At 71.0% G+C, this 16,473-nt stretch carries 13 protein-coding genes; 7 read left to right on the forward strand and 6 right to left on the reverse strand.

Translation table 11 applies throughout. From position 1 onward, the window contains the following. Positions 1 to 119: 119 nt before the first annotated feature. Complete coding sequence (locus tag ABWV53_RS12580; protein WP_353366333.1) at positions 120 to 992, reverse strand: ParB N-terminal domain-containing protein; 873 nt, start codon at positions 990 to 992, stop codon at positions 120 to 122. Positions 993 to 1,175: 183 nt separating this feature from the next. Between ABWV53_RS12580 and ABWV53_RS12585 the strand changes: the two genes are divergently transcribed. Beyond that, positions 1,176 to 1,364 carry a hypothetical protein gene (locus ABWV53_RS12585; protein WP_353366335.1) on the forward strand — a complete coding sequence of 63 codons (189 nt, stop codon included), beginning with the start codon at positions 1,176 to 1,178 and terminating at the stop codon, positions 1,362 to 1,364. Between the two features lie 8 nt (positions 1,365 to 1,372). On the opposite strand, the gene ligD is transcribed toward ABWV53_RS12585, so the two are convergent. The 4 genes from ligD to ABWV53_RS12605 form a co-directional block, all read right to left on the reverse strand. Then, complete coding sequence (gene ligD / locus ABWV53_RS12590) at positions 1,373 to 4,021, reverse strand: DNA ligase D (RefSeq protein ID WP_353366337.1); 2,649 nt, start codon at positions 4,019 to 4,021, stop codon at positions 1,373 to 1,375. Between the two features lie 14 nt (positions 4,022 to 4,035). Beyond that, positions 4,036 to 5,139, reverse strand: coding sequence for a non-homologous end joining protein Ku (ku, locus tag ABWV53_RS12595; protein ID WP_353366339.1), 1,104 nt, complete (start codon positions 5,137 to 5,139; stop codon positions 4,036 to 4,038). Between the two features lie 77 nt (positions 5,140 to 5,216). Next, the gene (pdeM, locus tag ABWV53_RS12600) at positions 5,217 to 5,918 is read right to left on the reverse strand and encodes a ligase-associated DNA damage response endonuclease PdeM (RefSeq protein ID WP_353366341.1); all 702 of its coding nucleotides are present in this window, start codon (positions 5,916 to 5,918) and stop codon (positions 5,217 to 5,219) included. Between the two features lie 56 nt (positions 5,919 to 5,974). After that, positions 5,975 to 6,841, reverse strand: a complete 867-nt coding sequence (locus ABWV53_RS12605; RefSeq protein ID WP_353366343.1) for a LysR family transcriptional regulator — start codon at positions 6,839 to 6,841, stop codon at positions 5,975 to 5,977. Positions 6,842 to 6,988: 147 nt separating this feature from the next. On the opposite strand from ABWV53_RS12605, the gene argH reads away from it, so the two are divergent. Together argH and ABWV53_RS12615 are read left to right on the forward strand one after the other, a co-directional pair. After that, complete coding sequence (gene argH / locus ABWV53_RS12610) at positions 6,989 to 8,500, forward strand: argininosuccinate lyase (RefSeq protein ID WP_353366345.1); 1,512 nt, start codon at positions 6,989 to 6,991, stop codon at positions 8,498 to 8,500. A 44-nt stretch (positions 8,501 to 8,544) separates the two neighbouring features. After that, positions 8,545 to 9,513 carry a Bug family tripartite tricarboxylate transporter substrate binding protein gene (locus ABWV53_RS12615; protein ID WP_353366347.1) on the forward strand — a complete coding sequence of 323 codons (969 nt, stop codon included), beginning with the start codon at positions 8,545 to 8,547 and terminating at the stop codon, positions 9,511 to 9,513. Positions 9,514 to 9,571: 58 nt separating this feature from the next. Here ABWV53_RS12615 and ABWV53_RS12620 read toward each other — a convergent pair whose 3' ends face one another. Continuing rightward, positions 9,572 to 12,493 carry a ligase-associated DNA damage response DEXH box helicase gene (locus tag ABWV53_RS12620; RefSeq protein ID WP_502903895.1) on the reverse strand — a complete coding sequence of 974 codons (2,922 nt, stop codon included), beginning with the start codon at positions 12,491 to 12,493 and terminating at the stop codon, positions 9,572 to 9,574. 259 nt (positions 12,494 to 12,752) lie between these two features. Between ABWV53_RS12620 and ABWV53_RS12625 the strand changes: the two genes are divergently transcribed. The 4 genes from ABWV53_RS12625 to ABWV53_RS12640 are packed head-to-tail and all read left to right on the forward strand — an operon-like array spanning position 12,753 to position 16,424. Continuing rightward, positions 12,753 to 13,730 (forward strand): Bug family tripartite tricarboxylate transporter substrate binding protein, encoded by a 978-nt coding sequence (locus ABWV53_RS12625; RefSeq protein ID WP_353366351.1) that lies wholly within the window; start codon positions 12,753 to 12,755, stop codon positions 13,728 to 13,730. Beyond that, positions 13,727 to 15,028 carry a 3-isopropylmalate dehydratase large subunit gene (locus ABWV53_RS12630; protein WP_353366353.1) on the forward strand — a complete coding sequence of 434 codons (1,302 nt, stop codon included), beginning with the start codon at positions 13,727 to 13,729 and terminating at the stop codon, positions 15,026 to 15,028. Before ABWV53_RS12625 ends, ABWV53_RS12630 begins: the two co-directional genes overlap by 4 nt. Then, the gene (locus tag ABWV53_RS12635; RefSeq protein WP_353366355.1) at positions 15,025 to 15,564 is read left to right on the forward strand and encodes a LeuD/DmdB family oxidoreductase small subunit; all 540 of its coding nucleotides are present in this window, start codon (positions 15,025 to 15,027) and stop codon (positions 15,562 to 15,564) included. Before ABWV53_RS12630 ends, ABWV53_RS12635 begins: the two co-directional genes overlap by 4 nt. Continuing rightward, a complete protein-coding gene (locus ABWV53_RS12640; RefSeq protein ID WP_353366357.1) occupies positions 15,561 to 16,424 on the forward strand; it encodes an isocitrate lyase/PEP mutase family protein in 864 nt (287 codons plus the stop codon). Before ABWV53_RS12635 ends, ABWV53_RS12640 begins: the two co-directional genes overlap by 4 nt. Positions 16,425 to 16,473: the final 49 nt, after the last annotated feature.

The raw sequence follows: 16,473 nt of genomic DNA on the forward strand, positions 1-16,473 counted from the left end.
GTCGTCGATGGATGCAGTCACGGAGTGGGCCGGCGGAAGAAGTGGACGCGGATGATAGGGGCCGTTTGCCCATCCGCTTGTAGGCTGAAACCTTCAAGCACCCAACGTTCCACGGCGGGTCAGAAGGGCGCCGCCGCGTCCCCGTCGCCCAGCGCCTGCAGCCGTGCCCGCAGCGCGGCGTTCTCCGCCGTCAGCGCCGCGACGCGATCGCGCAAGGCCTGCAGTTCGCCGCCGCCCGCCTGCGGGGGCGCAGCTTCCGTTTCGGCGCCAGCCGCCTGCGAGCCGGCCTCGGCCGCTGCCGGCTTGCGCCGGGCCTCGCGCGCCCGCTTGGCCGCCTGGCGCAATTCGTCCTTGCCGCCCGTCGCGGCGGCCACCTGTTCCTGCTGGGGCAGCGTGGCGACGGCGGCCGCCGCGTTGATCGAGATAGCACCCGACTTCACGGCCGCGACCACCTCGGGCGCGGCCTGCTTGCGGATCTTTTCGATCATCAGCACCTGGCTGCTGCTGATGCGCGCGGCGCGGGCGATGGCTTCGCGGCTGTCGAGCGCCTCGGGCGCCTGGAAAGGCGCGCCCACCTCGGCCCCCGCCTGCGGGCCGGCCTGCTCCCCGCCGTGGCCGGCTCGCGCTTCGCCGCCAGCGGCATCCGGGGTGCCCTGCCCGCGCGCGAGCCGCGCCTGCACGATCTCCTTCTTGCGCAGGGCGAGCACGCCCCGCTGGAAGTCCGACACGCTGCGCCGGCCCAGGTGCTGGTCGATCATCCACAGATGCACGTCCTCCATCGTCTCGAACCGGGTGGCCTGCATGGTCTGGAAGGGCAGGCCGTGGCGCATGCAGATGCCGTAGCGGTTGTGGCCGTCCACCAGCATGTCGCCCCACAGCACCAGCGCGTCGCGGCACCCTTCGGCCAGCAGGCTGCGCTCCAGTGCTTCGTGCTCCTGCGGGGTCAGGGGGTCGATGTAGGCCTTGAGTTCTTCGTTGACGACGATGTGCATGGTGAGAAAAAAGCGGGGCCGGGCGGTGGCGGCGGGCAAAGGGCGCGATTCTAGTCAGCCCCGGGCATCCGTCAGCACCCGCCTACAGCGACTGCGCCACCACGCCGACCGACTTCGCGCCCGCCGCCCAGCCCAATCGGTGCATACAAGCTGGCCCTACCGCGCCGGCATGCGGAGGCCATCATGTTCATGTTCGACAATTCGTTCGAGGACGACGAATCCATCCGCTGGCAGATGGGCGAGGCCGACCTGCCCGGGCACCAGCGCCAGCAGGCGGACGACCTGCCGCTTTACGGCCCCGCGCGGCGCCGCCAGCCGCAGGAGCGCCAGTTCGCCGATTCGGCGTTTTCGGAGCCCCAGGCGCTGGGCTGAAGGCCCGCTCAGTCTTCTCCCAGCGCCGCCAGCCGCTTCACGGCCGCCGTGATCGACACTGCCGCCCGGTCGTAGCCCTCCCACGGCGTGTTGCCCAGCCGCAGGCGCTCGTCCACCGTGGCGACCGTCCAGTGCGCGCCGCTCGTCAACCGCTTCAGCTCGTCCCAGCCCACCGGCACCGAAATCCCCATGCCGGGCCGCGAGCGTGCCGACCAGGCGCTCACCGTGGTGGCGCCCCGCCCGTTGCGCAGGTAGTCGGCAAAGATCTTTCCCACCCGGTTCTTCGGTCCGCTCTTGGCGACGAAACGCTGTGGAATGGTGCGGGCCAGGTGCTTTACCAGCGCCTGCGAAAAGCCCTTGACCGTATCCCAGCCGTGCAGGCGCTTGATGGGCACCACCACGTGCAGCCCCTTGCCGCCGCTGGTCTTCAGGTAAGCGGCCAGGCCCAGTTCGGTGAGCAGCACCCGCACCAGTTGGGCGGCTTCCTGCACATGGCCCCACTGCACGCCCTCGCCCGGATCCAGGTCCAGGGTGAGCCGGTCGGGTTTTTCGATGCGGTCCTGCCGGGCGTTCCAGGTGTGGAATTCCAGCACGTTCATCTGCGCGGCGGCCAGCAGGCCCTGCGGCCGCTCCATCGCCATCAGCGGGCCGTGGCCCGGGTCCAGCGCCGGGTCCAGCTGGGCGATGCCGTCCAGCGCCATGCGCTCCATGTGCTTCTGGAAGAAGAGCTCACCGCCCACGCCGTCCGGCGCCCGCACCAGTGCCACCGGGCGCTTCTCGAGGTGCTCCATCATCAGCGGCCCGACCTTGGCGTAGTAGCGCACCAGGTCCATCTTGGTGAAGCCGGTGGAGGGGTCGATCACCCGCTCGGGATGCGTCACGCGCAAGGATGGGGCCCCCGGGGCGGCCGCCTCGGCGGGTTGCCGCGCGGACCCGCCGGCCTTCGCCGCCCGGGCGCCCTTTGCCGCCTGGCGGGCGGGTGGCTTGCCCGTGGCGGCCCCCGGCGCCTCCTGCGGCGTCTCGCGCACGATGGCCCGGGCGGGCTTGTCCTCGCGCAGGCCGTGGAACACCGCGTGGCGGATGCGGCCCTCGCGCGTCCACTCGGCGAATGCCACCTCGGCCAGCAGGCGGGGCCGGACCCAATGGGGCTTCTTGCCGATAGCGGGCGCCCGCTCGAACGGGCTGGCTTCGGCTTGCAGCGCTTCCAGCCGCTCGCGCAGTTCCACCAGCGTGCGCTCGTTGAAGCCGGTGCCGACGCTGCCGGCATAGCGCAGCGCGCCATCGTCGCCGTGCACGCCCAGCAGCAGCGCGCCCAGGCCGGTGCGCGTGCCTTGTGGTTCGGTGAAGCCGCAAATGACGAATTCCTGCCGGTGGCTGCATTTGAGCTTGATCCAGTCGGCATTGCGGCGCGAGGCATAGGGGGCCGAGCGCCGCTTGCCGATCACGCCCTCGAACCCCAGGCGGCAGGCCGCGGGCACCAGGTCGGACGCCCGCGCCTCGAATGCCTCGCTGAAGCGCACCGCATCGGCCGCGGCCTCCGCCGCCTGCGCCATCACCGCCCGCAGCAGCTCGCGCCGCTCCTGCAGCGGCAGCGGCCTGAGGTCGCGCCCATCGGCGAAGGGCATGTCGAAGACGTAGTACACCAGGTCGCTGGTGGCCTCGGCGTCGAACGCGTTCTGCAGCGCCTGGAAGTCGGGCGCGCCCTGCTCGTCCATCACCAGCACTTCGCCGTCGATCCAGCCGGATTTCAAAGGCAGCTGCGCCACCGCCTTCGCCAGGCGCGGCATGCGCGCCGTCCAGTCGTTGCCGTTGCGCGTGATCAGGCGCACCGCTCCGCGTTCGATGCGGGCGAGCAGGCGGTAGCCGTCGAATTTGAGCTCCCAGAGCCAGTCCTTCGCATCGGCGGGCGGGCCGTCCACCAGCGTGGCGAGCTGGGGCTTGAGCTCCTGCGGCAGCGCCGCCCGGCGGGCCTTGGCTGCGTGCTGGACCGTGGGTTCTGCAGCGGCACGCGCCACCTGCGCGCCCGGTGCCGGCACGGGGGGCAGCGCCGCCACGCTGTCGGGCATGGCTTCCACCACGTCGAACTTGGCGGCGGGGCGCTCCAGGCCGTCGCGCTCCTTGATGAGCAGCCACGGGGGCTGCTTCTCGCTGCCGCGCCCGTGCATGCGCACCAAGGTCCAGTGGCCCTGCAGCTTGTGGCCGTGCAGGCTGAACTTGAGCTTGCCCTCGCGCCAGCCGGCTTCCGGGTCGCCCACAGGCGACCAGTAGCCGCTGTCCCAGATGATGACCTTGCCGGCGCCGTACTGCTTGGCCGGGATCTGCCCCTCGAAGCGGTTGTAGGAGATGGGGTGGTCTTCCACCTGCACCGCCATGCGCTTGTCGGCGGGGTCGAAGCTGGGGCCCTTGGGCACCGCCCAGCTCTTCATGGTGCCGCCGATCTCCAGCCGCAAGTCGTAGTGCAGCCGGCTGGCCCAGTGTTTCTGGATGACGTATTGCAGCGCCTCCGTGCCCGGCTCGCCGCCTTCGGCGGGCTCCGGCGTGACCGCGAAGTTGCGCTTGCCGCGGTAGACCGCCAGCGCGTCGGCCCCGGCCGCGGGAGCGGCCCTCTTCCCCTTCGGCTTCTTCGCGGTCGTCGTGTCCTGGGTCTTTCGGGCCATGGCGCGCCTGCCTCTCAGGCCGCCCGGCGGGCGGGCTTCTTCGCTGGCGCGGGGCTGCGGCTCTTCGCCTTGGCAGCGCCAGCGGCTTTCTTGGCGGGAGCCTTCCCGGCAGCGGGGGCCTTCTTGGCTGCGGGCGCAGCCTTCTTGGCGGCGGCCTTGCGGGGCAGGTCGGTCACCGAGGCGGACTTGCCGCCCCGGCTCGCGGTCTTCTTCCCGGCATGTCCCTCATCGGCTTCGTCATCCGCATCCGGGTCCGCGCCGCCCTTGCCGGTGCCGCCGGCCTTCCTGCCCTTGCCGCCCTCCAGGCTGCGCTTGAGCAGCGCGGTCAGGTCCAGCACGTCGGCGGTGGCGGGCGCGGTCTCCTGCGCCGACTCCTTCACCACGTCGGCGATGTCGCCCGCCTCGGCCTTGGTCTGCACCAGCTTGTGGATCTCCTCGGCGAACGAATTGCGGAACTGGTCGGCGTTCCAACCCTGCGTCATGTCGTCGATCAGCTGCGTGGCCATGTTCATCTCCGCGTCGCGGATGCCGGCCGCCTTCGCGCCCAGGGGCGGCAGGTTCAGCTGCTCGAACGAGCGGATCTCCCCGCCCCAGCGCAGCAGGTTCAGGATGAGCGCCCGCCCGCACGGGATCAGCACCGCCAGGTGCTGCTTGGTCTGGATCACCACCTTGGCCACGCCCACCTTGTTGGTCTTGCGCAGCGCCTCGCGCAGCAGCGCGTAGACCTTCTCGCCGCGCTTGAGCGGGGCCGTGTAATAGGGCCGCTCCAGGTACACGAACGGAATCTCGTCGGCATCGAGAAAGGCCTCGATCTCGATGGTCTGCGTCGTCTTGGGAAAGGCCGCCTCGATCTCCTCGGGCGACAGCACGACGTAGCGCCCGTCCTCGTACTCCACGCCCTTGACGATGTTGGCGGCCGTGATCTCCTTGCCGGTGATCTTGTTGATGCGCTTGTAGCCCACCGGCTCCATCGACCGCTTGTCGAGCCAGTCGAAGTCGATGCCCGAATTCTGCGTGGCCGCATAGAGGCCCACCGGCACGTGCACCAGCCCGAAGCTGATGGCGCCCTTCCAGAGGGTGCGAGTCGATGTGGGGGCCTTGCCGTCGTCGTCTGCCATGGGGGTCTCCAGAAGCTGCGTGGGGCAAATTAGCACCCGGCCCCGCAGGCTCCTGTAGGACGGCGGAGGGACGCGGCCTAGCGCCCCGGCGGCACCGGCCAGACCCGGCCGCCGCCCACCGCGAACAGCCGGCGGTCGGCCTGCGGCGGCAAGGTGGCCGCGCCGGTGAAGCTGCCGAAGGCCGGCAGCAGGGTGAGAAGTGGCGCCACGGCGAAGCACGGCAGGCGCAGGGCGTCGCGGCCCGGCCCCCACAGCACCGTGGCCGGGTGCACGTGGCCCGCCAGCACGTGATGGCTGGCGTGGTCCTGCGGGTGGTGGCAGCACGCGAAGGGGCCGGCGCACCAGGGCTCGTCCACCACCGCTATGCCCAGGCCCGGCGGCGGGTCGCCCGCATGGCTGTCGTGGTTGCCGCGCACCAGCACCATGTCGACCGCCGCGTGCTGGTCCCGCCAGTCGGCGAGCGCCGCGCGCAGCGTGGGCGTGTGCGCCTCGGCGGCGTGAAGAAAGTCGCCCAGCACCACCAGGCGCCGCGCCGGCAGGCCGTGTAGTAGCGCCGTCAGCCGCGCCAGGTTGTCCTGCGTGGTGCCGCCGGGCACCGGAATGCCCCGCGCACGGAAGGTGGCCGCCTTGCCCAGGTGCACGTCAGCCACGAAGACGGTGGCGCCCGCCGGCCACCACAGGGCGTGGCCCGCCAGCAAATGCACAGGCTCCCCTGCAAGGGTGGTGGCATGCGCGCCGACCAGCGCGGCGGGGGACAACGTCTCGGATCCGAAGAGCATGCGGCGATGGTAGCGGGCGGGCAGAACCCCCTGCATGCGATGGGCAGGCCTCGCCCCTACACCGCCGACAGGCATTCGAGGAAGGCCGCCATGGCGGCGGATGCGCCGTGCTGTTGCGAGACGAGAAGATACCGCCCGAAATGCACCGATGGCTTGAAGGGAAGCGCCTTGATGCCGGAGAGCTTCATGCTGCGCACCACCAGCGGGCTCACCACACTGACACCCAGCCCCATCTCCACCATCCGGCAGATCGTCGAGGCATAAGGCGTGTCGAGCATCAGCTTGCGCCGATCCGGCGAGAACGCGGCATCGACCGCTGCGCGCGCCCCGTCGCCCTGCGAGAGCGAGATGAAAGGCTCATCGTCGAGATCGCTCGCCTTCACGGCGCGCTTGCTGGCCAGACGGTGCGCAGCAGGGACGATGCATACCCCTTCTTCCTCCGCCCACAGGCTGGAGCGCAGTCCGGCGGTATCGACGACGTAGGAAACCAGCCCGAAGTCGCAGTACCGCGTCGCAGTCCACTTGGCCACGGTGGGTGAGTCATTGGTGTGGATGGACACCGGCGTATCCGGGTAGCGCTGGCGGAACATTTTGATGACCTCGGGCATCACGCTCATGGCGATCGAAGGAACCGCGCCCACCCGCAGCGTGCCCGTGCCCAGCCTGCGGATCATTCGGACCGAGTCTTCCAGCGCATCCATGCCGAGGAAAGAGCGCTGCACTTCCTGATAGAAGGCCTCCCCCTCGGCCGTGGGGTGCAGCCGGCCCGCCTTGCGCTCGAACAGGCGAAAACCGGCCTCGGCCTCCAGCTGCGCGATGAATCTGCTGATGTTGGGCTGCGTTGTGTGCAGCTCCCGGGCCGCCAGCGTCATCGACCCCGTGAGCATCACCACCCTGAACGTCTCGACCTGCTTGAACTTCATGGAAGCCTCCTTGCCCTGGCTTTCTCCAGCATAACAAGAATGTATGGATGGGCTGATTATTTGTATTTGACGCTATGACACGCCATTTCCATACTTCTTCCAACAAGCCGGAGGAGTCGGTCCCCCGGCAGCAAGGAACAGCCCGTCATGGAATCGAAAGTCAGTCGACGTCTCCAGCAAGCCACCGCACCAGAGGTCTGCGAGCACATTTATCTGCCTCGGTTGAACCGGGAGTTCGCCAGCGGCTTCACCTATCTCACCGGCATCAATGCGGCACACCTGCTGATGCTGCACAAGGCGCAGCTGATCCCCGCCCATGTCGCCGCCCGCCTGGCCCAGGCGCTGCTGCAGATGCAGCAGGAGGGGCCGTCCGCGGTGGCCCTGGACCCCCAACGCGAGGACGCGTACTTCAATTACGAGGCGCACCTGATGGAATGCGCCGGGGTCGACATGGGCGGCCGCCTGCATGTGGCCCGCAGCCGCAACGACATCCTCGCCACGCACGACCGCCTGCGGGCCCGCGATGCAGGGCTGAACGTGCTCGATGCGCTCAACGCCGTGCGGGACAGCGCGTTGGCCGGCGCCGCCGCGCATGCCGGTACGGTGATGCCCGGATACACGCACCTGCAGTCCGCCCAGCCGATCAGCTACGGCCACTACCTCTCGGCCGTGGCCGAGGCCATGGCACGCGATGCGCGGCGCATCGAGCACGCGATCGTGGAGCTGGACGCATGCCCCCTGGGGGCCGGGGCGCTGGCAGGAACCGCGTTCCCCATCCAGCGCGAGGAAACGGCACGCCTGCTGGGCTTTTCATGCTGCGCCGAGAACTCGCTGGACGCCGTGGCATCGCGCGACTTCGCCTGGGAGCTGATGTCCGCGATGGCCATCGCCTCGCTCACCTGGGGCCGCGTCGCCCAGGACTTCTACGTGTGGGCGACGCCGGAATTCGGCCTCATCGACTTCCCGGACAGCGTCGCGGGCACCTCGAGCATCATGCCGCAGAAGAAGAACCCGGTGGTGCTGGAGTACCTGAAGGGCAAGACCGGTCACCTCATCGGCCTGCTGACGGCCGCCTTGTCCACCGTGAAGGGCACCCACTTCACCCACAGCGGCGACGGCAACCGCGAAAGCATGCGCAGCTTCTGGGAAGGCGCCGAGGAATGCGCACGGTGCCTGGCACTGCTGAAGCTGGTGATCGGCTCGGCGCAACCGGTCGAGGCCGTCATGCTGCACAGGGCCCGCTCCGACTTTTCCACCACCACCGATCTGGCCGACGCCCTGGTCCGCGAGGCGGGCCTGTCGTTCCGACAGGCGCACCACGTCGTCGGTGCCGTGGTGCGCCAGGCGCTCGATGCCCATCTGCCCGCCAGCGCCATCACTGCGACGATGGTCAACGCGGCAGCCGCCGAACAGACCGGAATCCCGGTGCAACTCAGCGAACCGTCGGTGCAGGCCTGCCTGGACCCCGCTTCGAGCCTGGCCTCGCGCTCGGTGCGGGGTGGGCCGGCACCCTGCCTGGTCATCGAGCGAGCCCAGCATCAGCGGGCAGCGCTCGATGGCTCCCGGGAGCGCGCCGCCCGAATGCGCCAGGCGCAAGCGCACGCGCAGGCCACGCTCCAGAGGGAGCTGAGCGCTCTCGCCGCCTTGCCGACCTGCTGACCCGATCGATCCCGCTTCATCCCACCCGCCACGAGGAACCCGCCATGATCTCCGCCACCAAGGTCGCTCTCGCAGCAGCTGCCATGCTGCTCGCCGTTTCCGCCGCCGCAGACAGCTATCCCGTCAAGCCGATCCGGCTGGTGGTGCCGTTTCCTCCGGGCGGCACTACCGACAACCTGGGCCGGCAACTGGCGACGCGCCTGAGCCAGCGCCTGGGCCAGCAGGTGGTCGTCGACAACCGCGGTGGAGCGGGCGGCAACATCGGCGCGGACCTGGTGGCCAAAGCGCCGGCCGACGGGTACACACTGCTGTTCGGCACGGTGGGCACCAGTGCGATCAACGCGTCGCTCTACCATCGGCTTCCTTACGATCCGAAAAAGGACTTCACGTCCGTCGCGCCTTTCGCCAGCGTGCCCAACATTCTGGTGGTGAATCCGCTGGTGCCGGTGAAGACCGTGGCAGAACTGATCGCCTACTCGAAGAGCAGGCCGGACACCCTGAACATGGGCTCGGCGGGCAGCGGAACGACGAACCATCTTTCCGGAGAACTGTTCAAGTCGATGACGGGGGCCTCGTTCATCCACGTGCCCTACAAGGGGAGCGGCCCTGCCATGGCGGACCTGCTGGGCAACCAGATTCAGCTGATGTTCGACAACCTGCCGGGCTCGCTGCCCCAGGTGAAGGCAGGCGCATTGCGCGCATTGGCGGTCACGAGCGCCGCCAGGTCGCCCGCCCTGCCTGACGTGCCGACGATGGCGGAGGCCGGCGTCCCCGGCTATGTGGCCGAAGTGTGGTTTGGCGTCATCGCGCCCAAGGGCCTGCCCCCGGCCATCCTCGACAGGCTTTCCAGGGAGATCACCGAGATCTCCAGCGAAAAGGCGGCGTTGGACAAGCTCGCTGCGCAGGGCGCAACGCCGCTGGCCTCCACGCCAGCCGAGTTCGAGCAACGGATCAGGAACGACACGGACAAGTGGGCGAAGATCGTCAAGGAGTCCGGTGCCTCCATCGACTGATGGCGCCCATGCGCGCAGCGAGCCAGCCGGCGTGCCCCGCCAAGGCGGGTGACACCGTTCAAAGCGGCGGCAAAGGCCGCGAAGGCTTGCGCACGCGGCGCGGGCGCTGGCTGCCGCCGGCTTCGGGCCCATCGGCGCTGGTGAGCGAGAAATCGAGCATGCGCCGCACCGTGGCCGCGGCCGCCTGCAGCTCCGTGGGCTCGGCCGGCTCCCCGGCCACTGGGTCGGGCGCCGCCCCCGGCCGCGCCGAAGCGGTGCGCGCCTTGCGTTTTGCGGGGCGCTGCGGCGGATCGGGCGGCACCACGTCCTGCGGCGGCGGCGCGGCCTGCGCCTTGCCGGCGGGGGCGTCGGCGGCGCTGTCGAGCTGGGCCAGCATGCGGGCGATGCGGTCGGCCAGGTGTTCGTTGGTGAGCTTTTCGCGAAAGCGCTCCACCATTAGCGGAAAGGCGAACGGACTGGGCCGCGCCAGGGAGCGCACTTCCAGCCGCTGGTTCTGCATGCGGCGCAGCGCGGCCAGCAACTGGGCCACGTCCAGCTCCTGGCTCAGCACCTCCTCGTCGGCCTGGCGCAGCAGCATGTTGGCGCTGTCGTACTTGCGGAAGACCTCGAAAAAGAGTTGCGACGACGCCTGCAGCTGGCGGGCGCTGCGCCGCTCGCCCGGGTGGCTCTGGAAGATAAGGCCCGAGACGCGCGCGATCTCGCGAAAGCGCCGCCGCGCCATCTCGGTGGCGTTCAGGCTGGCCAGCACCTCGTGCAGCAGGGCCTGGCGGGCGGCGTCGGCGGCCGGCGTGCCGCCCTGGGCGTTGGCGGTGTTGCGAATGGCCAGGGCCTCGGTCGCGGGCACCCCCGGTGCCGGGGTGGCGGATGGAGCGGCGGGCTCGGCCCGCAGCAGCTCGGGCAGCAGCGCGGCCCAGTCGCGCTCGGTGGCGCTCAGCAGTTCCAGGCCGTAGTCGTTGACGGCGATGGAAAAAGTGCCCGCCTCGCCCTGCGCCGCCCGCCAGGCGAACAGGCTGGCCAGGCCGGTGTGGGCATGGCGGCCGGCGAAGGGGTAGAGGAACAGGTGCCAGCCTTCTCGCGTGCGCAGCGTCTCGGCCAGCAGCGTGCCGGGCGTGGGCAACGCGGACCAGCGCTGCTGCACTTCCAGCAGCGGGCGCACGCAGCGCATCTCGGGGCCGCTGTAGTCTCCCTCGGCCGCCTGCGCCAGCTGGCGCACCACGAAGTCGGCCAGCACGGTGGAAAGCGGCATGCGCGAGCCGCCCCAGCGCGGCACCGTGGGCCGGCCGCGGGCGGCGCGGCGCACGTAGGCCGTCATGTCCTCGATCTTGACCATCTCCAGCACGTTGCCGGCGAAGACGAAGCAGTCGCCCGGCGAGAGGCGCGAGAGGAAGCTCTCTTCCATGGTGCCCAGCCGCGCGCCGTGCAGCACCTGCACGACCATGCTCGCATCGCTCACGATGGTGCCGATGTTGGCGCGGTGCCGGCGCGCCAGCCGGGCGCTGGGCACGCGCCACACGCCGTCTTCGTCGGGCGCCACGCGCTGGTAGTCGGGATAGGCGGCAAGCGAAGGGCCGCCGCGATGCACGAAGTCCAGGCACCACTGCCAGACGTCGCGCGGCAGGTCGCGATAGGCCGCCGTGCCGCGCACTTCCGCATACAGCGCCTCGGGCTCGAAGCCGCCGCCCAGCGCCACGGTCACCAGGTGCTGCACCAGCACGTCGATGGGCCGGCGCGGGCTGGCGCGCATCTCCACCTGGCCGGCCTGCACGGCCGCGCGGGCACCGGCGGCTTCCACCAGCTCCAGGCTGTGGGTAGGCACCAGCGTGATGCGCGAGGGCCGGCCCGGTGCGTGGCCCGAGCGCCCGGCGCGCTGCAGCAGCCGCGCCACGCCCTTGGGCGAGCCGATCTGCAGCACCCGCTCCACGGGCAGGAAGTCCACGCCCAGGTCGAGGCTGCTGGTGCAGACCACGGCGCGCAGCTGGCCGGCCTTGAGCCCCGCTTCCACCCATTCGCGCACGCCCCGGTCCAGCGAGCCGTGGTGGATGGCCAGCTCGCCCGCCCAGTCGGGCCGCGCATCGAGGATGGCCTTGTACCAGACCTCGGCCTGCGAGCGCACGTTGACGAACACCAGCGTCGTGCCGGACGAGGCCAGCTCGCGCACCACCGCCGGCAGCATCGACAGGCCCAGGTGCCCGGCCCATGAAAAGCGCTCGGGGTGGTCGGGCAGCAGCGTGTCCACCACCAGCCGCTTGTCGACCTTGCCCTGCACCAGCACGCCCGCGCCGCCGGCGCCCTCGGCCTGCCCGTCGCCCAGCAGCGTGTGCATGGCCTCGGGCAGGTTGCCCAGCGTGGCCGACATGCCCCAGACGCGCAGCCCCGGGTTCCAGCCGCGCAGCCGGGCGATCGCCAGCTGCACCTGCACCCCGCGCTTGTTGCCCAGCAGCTCGTGCCATTCGTCGGCCACCACCAGCTGAACGGTGGAAAGCGTCTCCCGCGCGTCGGCCCGCGCCAGCAGCAGCGACAGGCTTTCGGGCGTGGTCACCAGCACGGTGGGCAGGCGGCGCGACTGCGCGCTGCGCTCGCCGCTGGCGGTGTCGCCAGTGCGGGCGCCGGCCGTCCAGCGGGCCAGCACCGGGTGCTCGGGCGCCAGGGCGTCCAGCGGCGTCTGCAGGGCGCGCAGCGTGTCGGCCGCCAGGGCGCGCATGGGCGTGAGCCACAGCACGGTCAACGGCTCCGGCGTGGGCCGGCGCGTCTTTGCTACTGTTTCAATAGCTACCCGCGCCCGTGATTCAAGCGCTGCAGCCTGTTTTGACCTGGATTTCAGCGGTGGGCGCTGGTCGGCGAAGGCCTGCAGCGCGCCCAGCCACACCGCATAGGTCTTACCCGCGCCGGTGGTGGCGTGCAGCAGGCCGCTGCGGCCTTCGGCGAGTGCGCGCCATACCTCGCGCTGGAAGGTGAAGGGCTTCCAGCCGCGCGAGGCCATCCACCGGGCCACGGCTTGCTGCGCGGCGCCCCGGCGCGGCGGGCGGCGGCCCGGAGTGTCGGCGTCGCTCGGTTCCATGGCAGCGATTACAACGCGCCGCACTGGCGCCCCGCGTAGGCCAAAGGCCACGCCCGCCGTCTGCGCCGGTCGGCCGCCATCTGGTCTGCACGATGGGACCAGCAGGTTCCATTGAAAGCCGCAGCCGGGCTGCCTAGGATGGGCCTTCTACGAGAACGAACGAACGACGGAGACAAGCAAGATGAACACAGCCCTGACCCGGCGCTGCGCCCTGGCCGCGCTCTGCGCCCTGCCCGCCGCGCTGGCACCCTCATTCGCCCTGGCGCAGGACGGCGGCAGGCCCATCACCATCATCGTGGGCAGCCCCTCGGGCGGCACCACCGACACGCTGGCCCGCGTCATCGGCCGCATGATGGGCGACACCCTGGGCCGCCCGGTGATCGTGGAGAACCGCGCCGGTGCCGGCGGCAACATCGCCGCGGCCTACGTGGCGAAGGCGCCGGCCGACGGGTCCACGCTGCTGATGAGCTTCACCGGCCACACCATCAACGCCACGCTCTACAAGAACCTGGGGTTCGACCCGGTGAAGGACTTCACCCCCATCACCATGGTGGCCAAGGTGCCCAGCGTGCTCATCGCGCGCAAGGGCGCCCCGTTCTCCGACACGCGCGGGCTCATCGCCTACGCCAAGGCCCATCCGGCCAAGCTGAACTTCGCCATCGGCGCGCAGGGCTCGTCGCTGCACCTGGCCAGCGAGCAGTTCAAGATGCTGACCGGCACCGACATCGTCAACGTGCCGTACAAGGGCACCGGCCCGGCCCTCTCCGACGTGCTGGCAGGCACGGTGGACCTGATGTTCGCCAGCACGGTCAACGTGCTGCCGCACATGAAGAACGGCAGCATCCAGCTGCTGGGCGTGAGCAGCCGCGAGCCGCTGCCGCAGTTCGCCGGCGTGCCGCCGATCGCGCAGACCGTGAAGGGTTTCGAGTCGATGGCCTGGTTCGGCCTGTTCGGCCCGGCGCAGATGCCGGCGGACGTGACGCAGAAGCTCTATGCCGCCGTGAAGAAAGCCATCGAGTCGCCCGACTACCAGGAGCGCATGCGCACCGAGGCGGCCACCACGGTGGACATGCCGCCCGCCGCGTTCGCGAAGTTCGTGGCGCAGGACGTGCAGGACTGGGCGAAGATCATCAAGGCTTCCGGCGCGAGCGTGGAATGAGCGCCGCCGCCGTTTCCCTTTCCGCTGGGGCGGGCCCGCAGACCCTGGCGCAGAAGCTGGTGGCCCGCGCGGCGGGCGTCGCCCACGTCACGCCGGGCGAGATCGTCACCTGCCGGGTCGATCTGGCCATGATGCACGACTCGGGCGGGCCGCGCCGCGTCAAGCCCATGCTCGACCGCCTGGGCGCGACGGTGTGGGACCCGGACAAGGTGGTGGTGGTCACCGACCATTACGTGCCGGCCTACGACGACGACAGCCGCGCCATCGTGCAGATCGCCCGCGACTGGGTGAAGAGCGCGGGCGTGGCGCGCTTCCATGACGGCGAAGGCATCTGCCACGTGGTGGTGCCACAAAAGGGCTACCTGCGGCCCGGCATGTTCGCCGTGGGCGGCGACAGCCATTCGCCCACCGGCGGCGCCTTTGGTGCCTACATGTTCGGCGTGGGCGCGACCGAGATGCTGGGCGTGCTGGTCACCGGCGAGATCTGGCTCAAGGTGCCGCACACCCTGCGCATGGCCTGGAACGGCCGGCTGGCGCCGGGCGTGTCCGCCAAGGACATGATGCTGTTCCTCTGCACCCGCTTCGGCATGGACGGCGGTCAGTACCAGGCGGTGGAATATGCCGGCCCGGCAGTGCAGGCGCTGTCGATGCAGGAGCGCATGACGCTCTCCAACATGACGGCGGAACTGGGCGCCCAGGCCGGCCTGGTGGCACCGGACGAAGTCACCCGCGACTGGCTGGCCCGCGCCGGCGCCGGCGACGTGGACCTGGCGCACTGGCACACCGACGAAGGCGCGCCGCTGCTGGCCGACCATGTCTTCGATGCCACCGCCCTCGCACCGCAGGTGGCCGAGCCGCACAGCCCGGCCCATGGCCGCGACGCGGCCGACCTGGCCGGCGTGGCCATCAACCTGGCCTACGTGGGCGCCTGCACCGGCGCCAAGCTGGACGACCTGCGCATGGCGGCCGACGTGCTGCGCGGGCGCAAGGTGGCCGCAGGGGTGCGCCTGCTGGTGGCCCCCGCCAGCCTGCAGGACCAGCAGCGCGCCGAGGCGGAAGGCGTGCTCGGCACGCTGGTGGACGCCGGCGCCGAGCTGCTGCCCACCAGTTGCGGCGCCTGCGCCGGCTACGGCGCGCACACCTTCGGGCCCGACGTGGTGGCCATCAGCACCACGGCCCGCAACTTCCAGGGCCGCATGGGCTCGCCCCAGGCGCAGATCTACCTGGGCTCGCCGTGGACGGTGGCCGCATCGGCCGTGGCCGGCCGCGTCGCCGACCCGCGGGAGATGCTGCAATGAGCGCGCCGCACACCGCACCCGCCACGGGCTGCGCCTGGGTGTTCGGCGACGACCTGAACACCGACCTGCTGGCCCCGGGCGCCTACATGAAGTTCGGCATCGCCGAGATCGCGCGCCATTGCCTGGAGTCGGTGGACCCGCGCTTCGCCGCCGAAGTGCGGCCGGGCGACATCGTCTTCGCCGGGCGCAACTTCGGCGCCGGCTCGTCGCGCGAGCAGGCGGCCGAGGTGCTGCGGCACCTGGGCGTGGCCTGCGTGGTGGCCCGGTCCTTTTCGGGCATCTACTACCGCAACGGCTTCAACCTGGGCCTGCCGCTGCTGGTGTGCCCCGACACGCCCACCGTGGCCGCGGGCGCCCCGGTGGCCTGCGACCTGGACCGGGCCCGCGTGCACGACCTGGCCACCGGCCGGGTGCTGGCCTGCGAGCCGATTCCGGCGCACCTGGTCGCCATGATCCGGGACGGCGGGCTGCTGCCGCACCTCGAAAAACGCCTGGCGGCCCAGCGCGCCGGCCACGCCCCCACACCCAACCCATGACCACAGACCTGAAAACCCGCCTGCAGTCGCCCGCCATCGTCACCGCGCCCGGCGTGTACGACGCCTTCTCGGCCCTGCTGGTCGCGCAGGCCGGCTTCGACGCGGCCTACCTGTCCGGTGCCAGCATCGCCTACACCCGCCTGGGCCGGCCCGACATCGGCCTGCTCTCGCTGGACGACGTGGCCCAGGTAACCACCGCCATCCGGGAGCGCAACGAGGCGCTGCACCTGATCGTGGATGCCGACACCGGCTTCGGCAACGCCATCAACGTGCAGCGCACCGTGCGCCTGCTGGAGCGCGCCGGCGCATCGGCCATCCAGCTGGAGGACCAGACCAGCCCCAAGCGCTGCGGCCACCTGGACGGCAAGACGCTGATCGGCGCGGCCGAGATGGCCGGCAAGATCCGCGCCGCCTGCGATGCGCGGCGTGACAGCGGCACGCTGATCGTCGCCCGCACCGATGCCGTGGCGGTGGAGGGCCTGGATGCCGCGCTCGACCGCATGGACCGCTATACCGACGCGGGCGCCGACGTGCTCTTCGTGGAGGCGCTGCGCACGCGGGACGACATGGCGACCGCCCTGGCGCGCCTCTCGCCGCGCGGCCCCCTGCTGGCCAACATGGTGGAAGGCGGCAAGACGCCCCTATTGCCCGCCGCCGAGCTGCAGGCGCTGGGCTACCGGCTGGCCATCTTCCCCGGTGGCACCGTGCGCGCGCTGAGCCACGCGCTGCAGGGCTACCTGGCCAGCCTGCACCGGCACGGCACGACCGAGCCGTACTGGCCGCAGATGCTGCAGTTCGACGGGCTCAACCAGCTGCTGGGCACGCCGGAGCTGCTGGCGGGCGCCAAGCGCTACGAGTGACCGGGGCCGGGCCGGCGCCTTGCCCTCGGCCGACCGGGCTCCTACAGTG

The organism is Acidovorax sp. FG27 (assembly GCF_040365715.1).
Classification (GTDB): domain Bacteria; phylum Pseudomonadota; class Gammaproteobacteria; order Burkholderiales; family Burkholderiaceae_C; genus Paracidovorax.

Excerpts from the sequence above, each read along its gene's own strand:
- ligD (WP_353366337.1), bottom strand. The coding sequence starts at position 4,021 with ATGGCCCGAAAGACCCAGGACACGACGACCGCGAAGAAGCCGAAGGGG.
- argH (WP_353366345.1), top strand. The coding sequence starts at position 6,989 with ATGGAATCGAAAGTCAGTCGACGTCTCCAGCAAGCCACCGCACCAGAG.
- ABWV53_RS12620 (WP_502903895.1), bottom strand. The coding sequence starts at position 12,493 with ATGGCCTCGCGCGGCTGGAAGCCCTTCACCTTCCAGCGCGAGGTATGG.
- ABWV53_RS12585 (WP_353366335.1), top strand. The coding sequence starts at position 1,176 with ATGTTCATGTTCGACAATTCGTTCGAGGACGACGAATCCATCCGCTGG.
- ABWV53_RS12630 (WP_353366353.1), top strand. The coding sequence starts at position 13,727 with ATGAGCGCCGCCGCCGTTTCCCTTTCCGCTGGGGCGGGCCCGCAGACC.
- ABWV53_RS12625 (WP_353366351.1), top strand. The coding sequence starts at position 12,753 with ATGAACACAGCCCTGACCCGGCGCTGCGCCCTGGCCGCGCTCTGCGCC.
- ABWV53_RS12635 (WP_353366355.1), top strand. The coding sequence starts at position 15,025 with ATGAGCGCGCCGCACACCGCACCCGCCACGGGCTGCGCCTGGGTGTTC.
- ABWV53_RS12615 (WP_353366347.1), top strand. The coding sequence starts at position 8,545 with ATGATCTCCGCCACCAAGGTCGCTCTCGCAGCAGCTGCCATGCTGCTC.
- ABWV53_RS12605 (WP_353366343.1), bottom strand. The coding sequence starts at position 6,841 with ATGAAGTTCAAGCAGGTCGAGACGTTCAGGGTGGTGATGCTCACGGGG.
- pdeM (WP_353366341.1), bottom strand. The coding sequence starts at position 5,918 with ATGCTCTTCGGATCCGAGACGTTGTCCCCCGCCGCGCTGGTCGGCGCG.
- ku (WP_353366339.1), bottom strand. The coding sequence starts at position 5,139 with ATGGCAGACGACGACGGCAAGGCCCCCACATCGACTCGCACCCTCTGG.
- ABWV53_RS12640 (WP_353366357.1), top strand. The coding sequence starts at position 15,561 with ATGACCACAGACCTGAAAACCCGCCTGCAGTCGCCCGCCATCGTCACC.
- ABWV53_RS12580 (WP_353366333.1), bottom strand. The coding sequence starts at position 992 with ATGCACATCGTCGTCAACGAAGAACTCAAGGCCTACATCGACCCCCTG.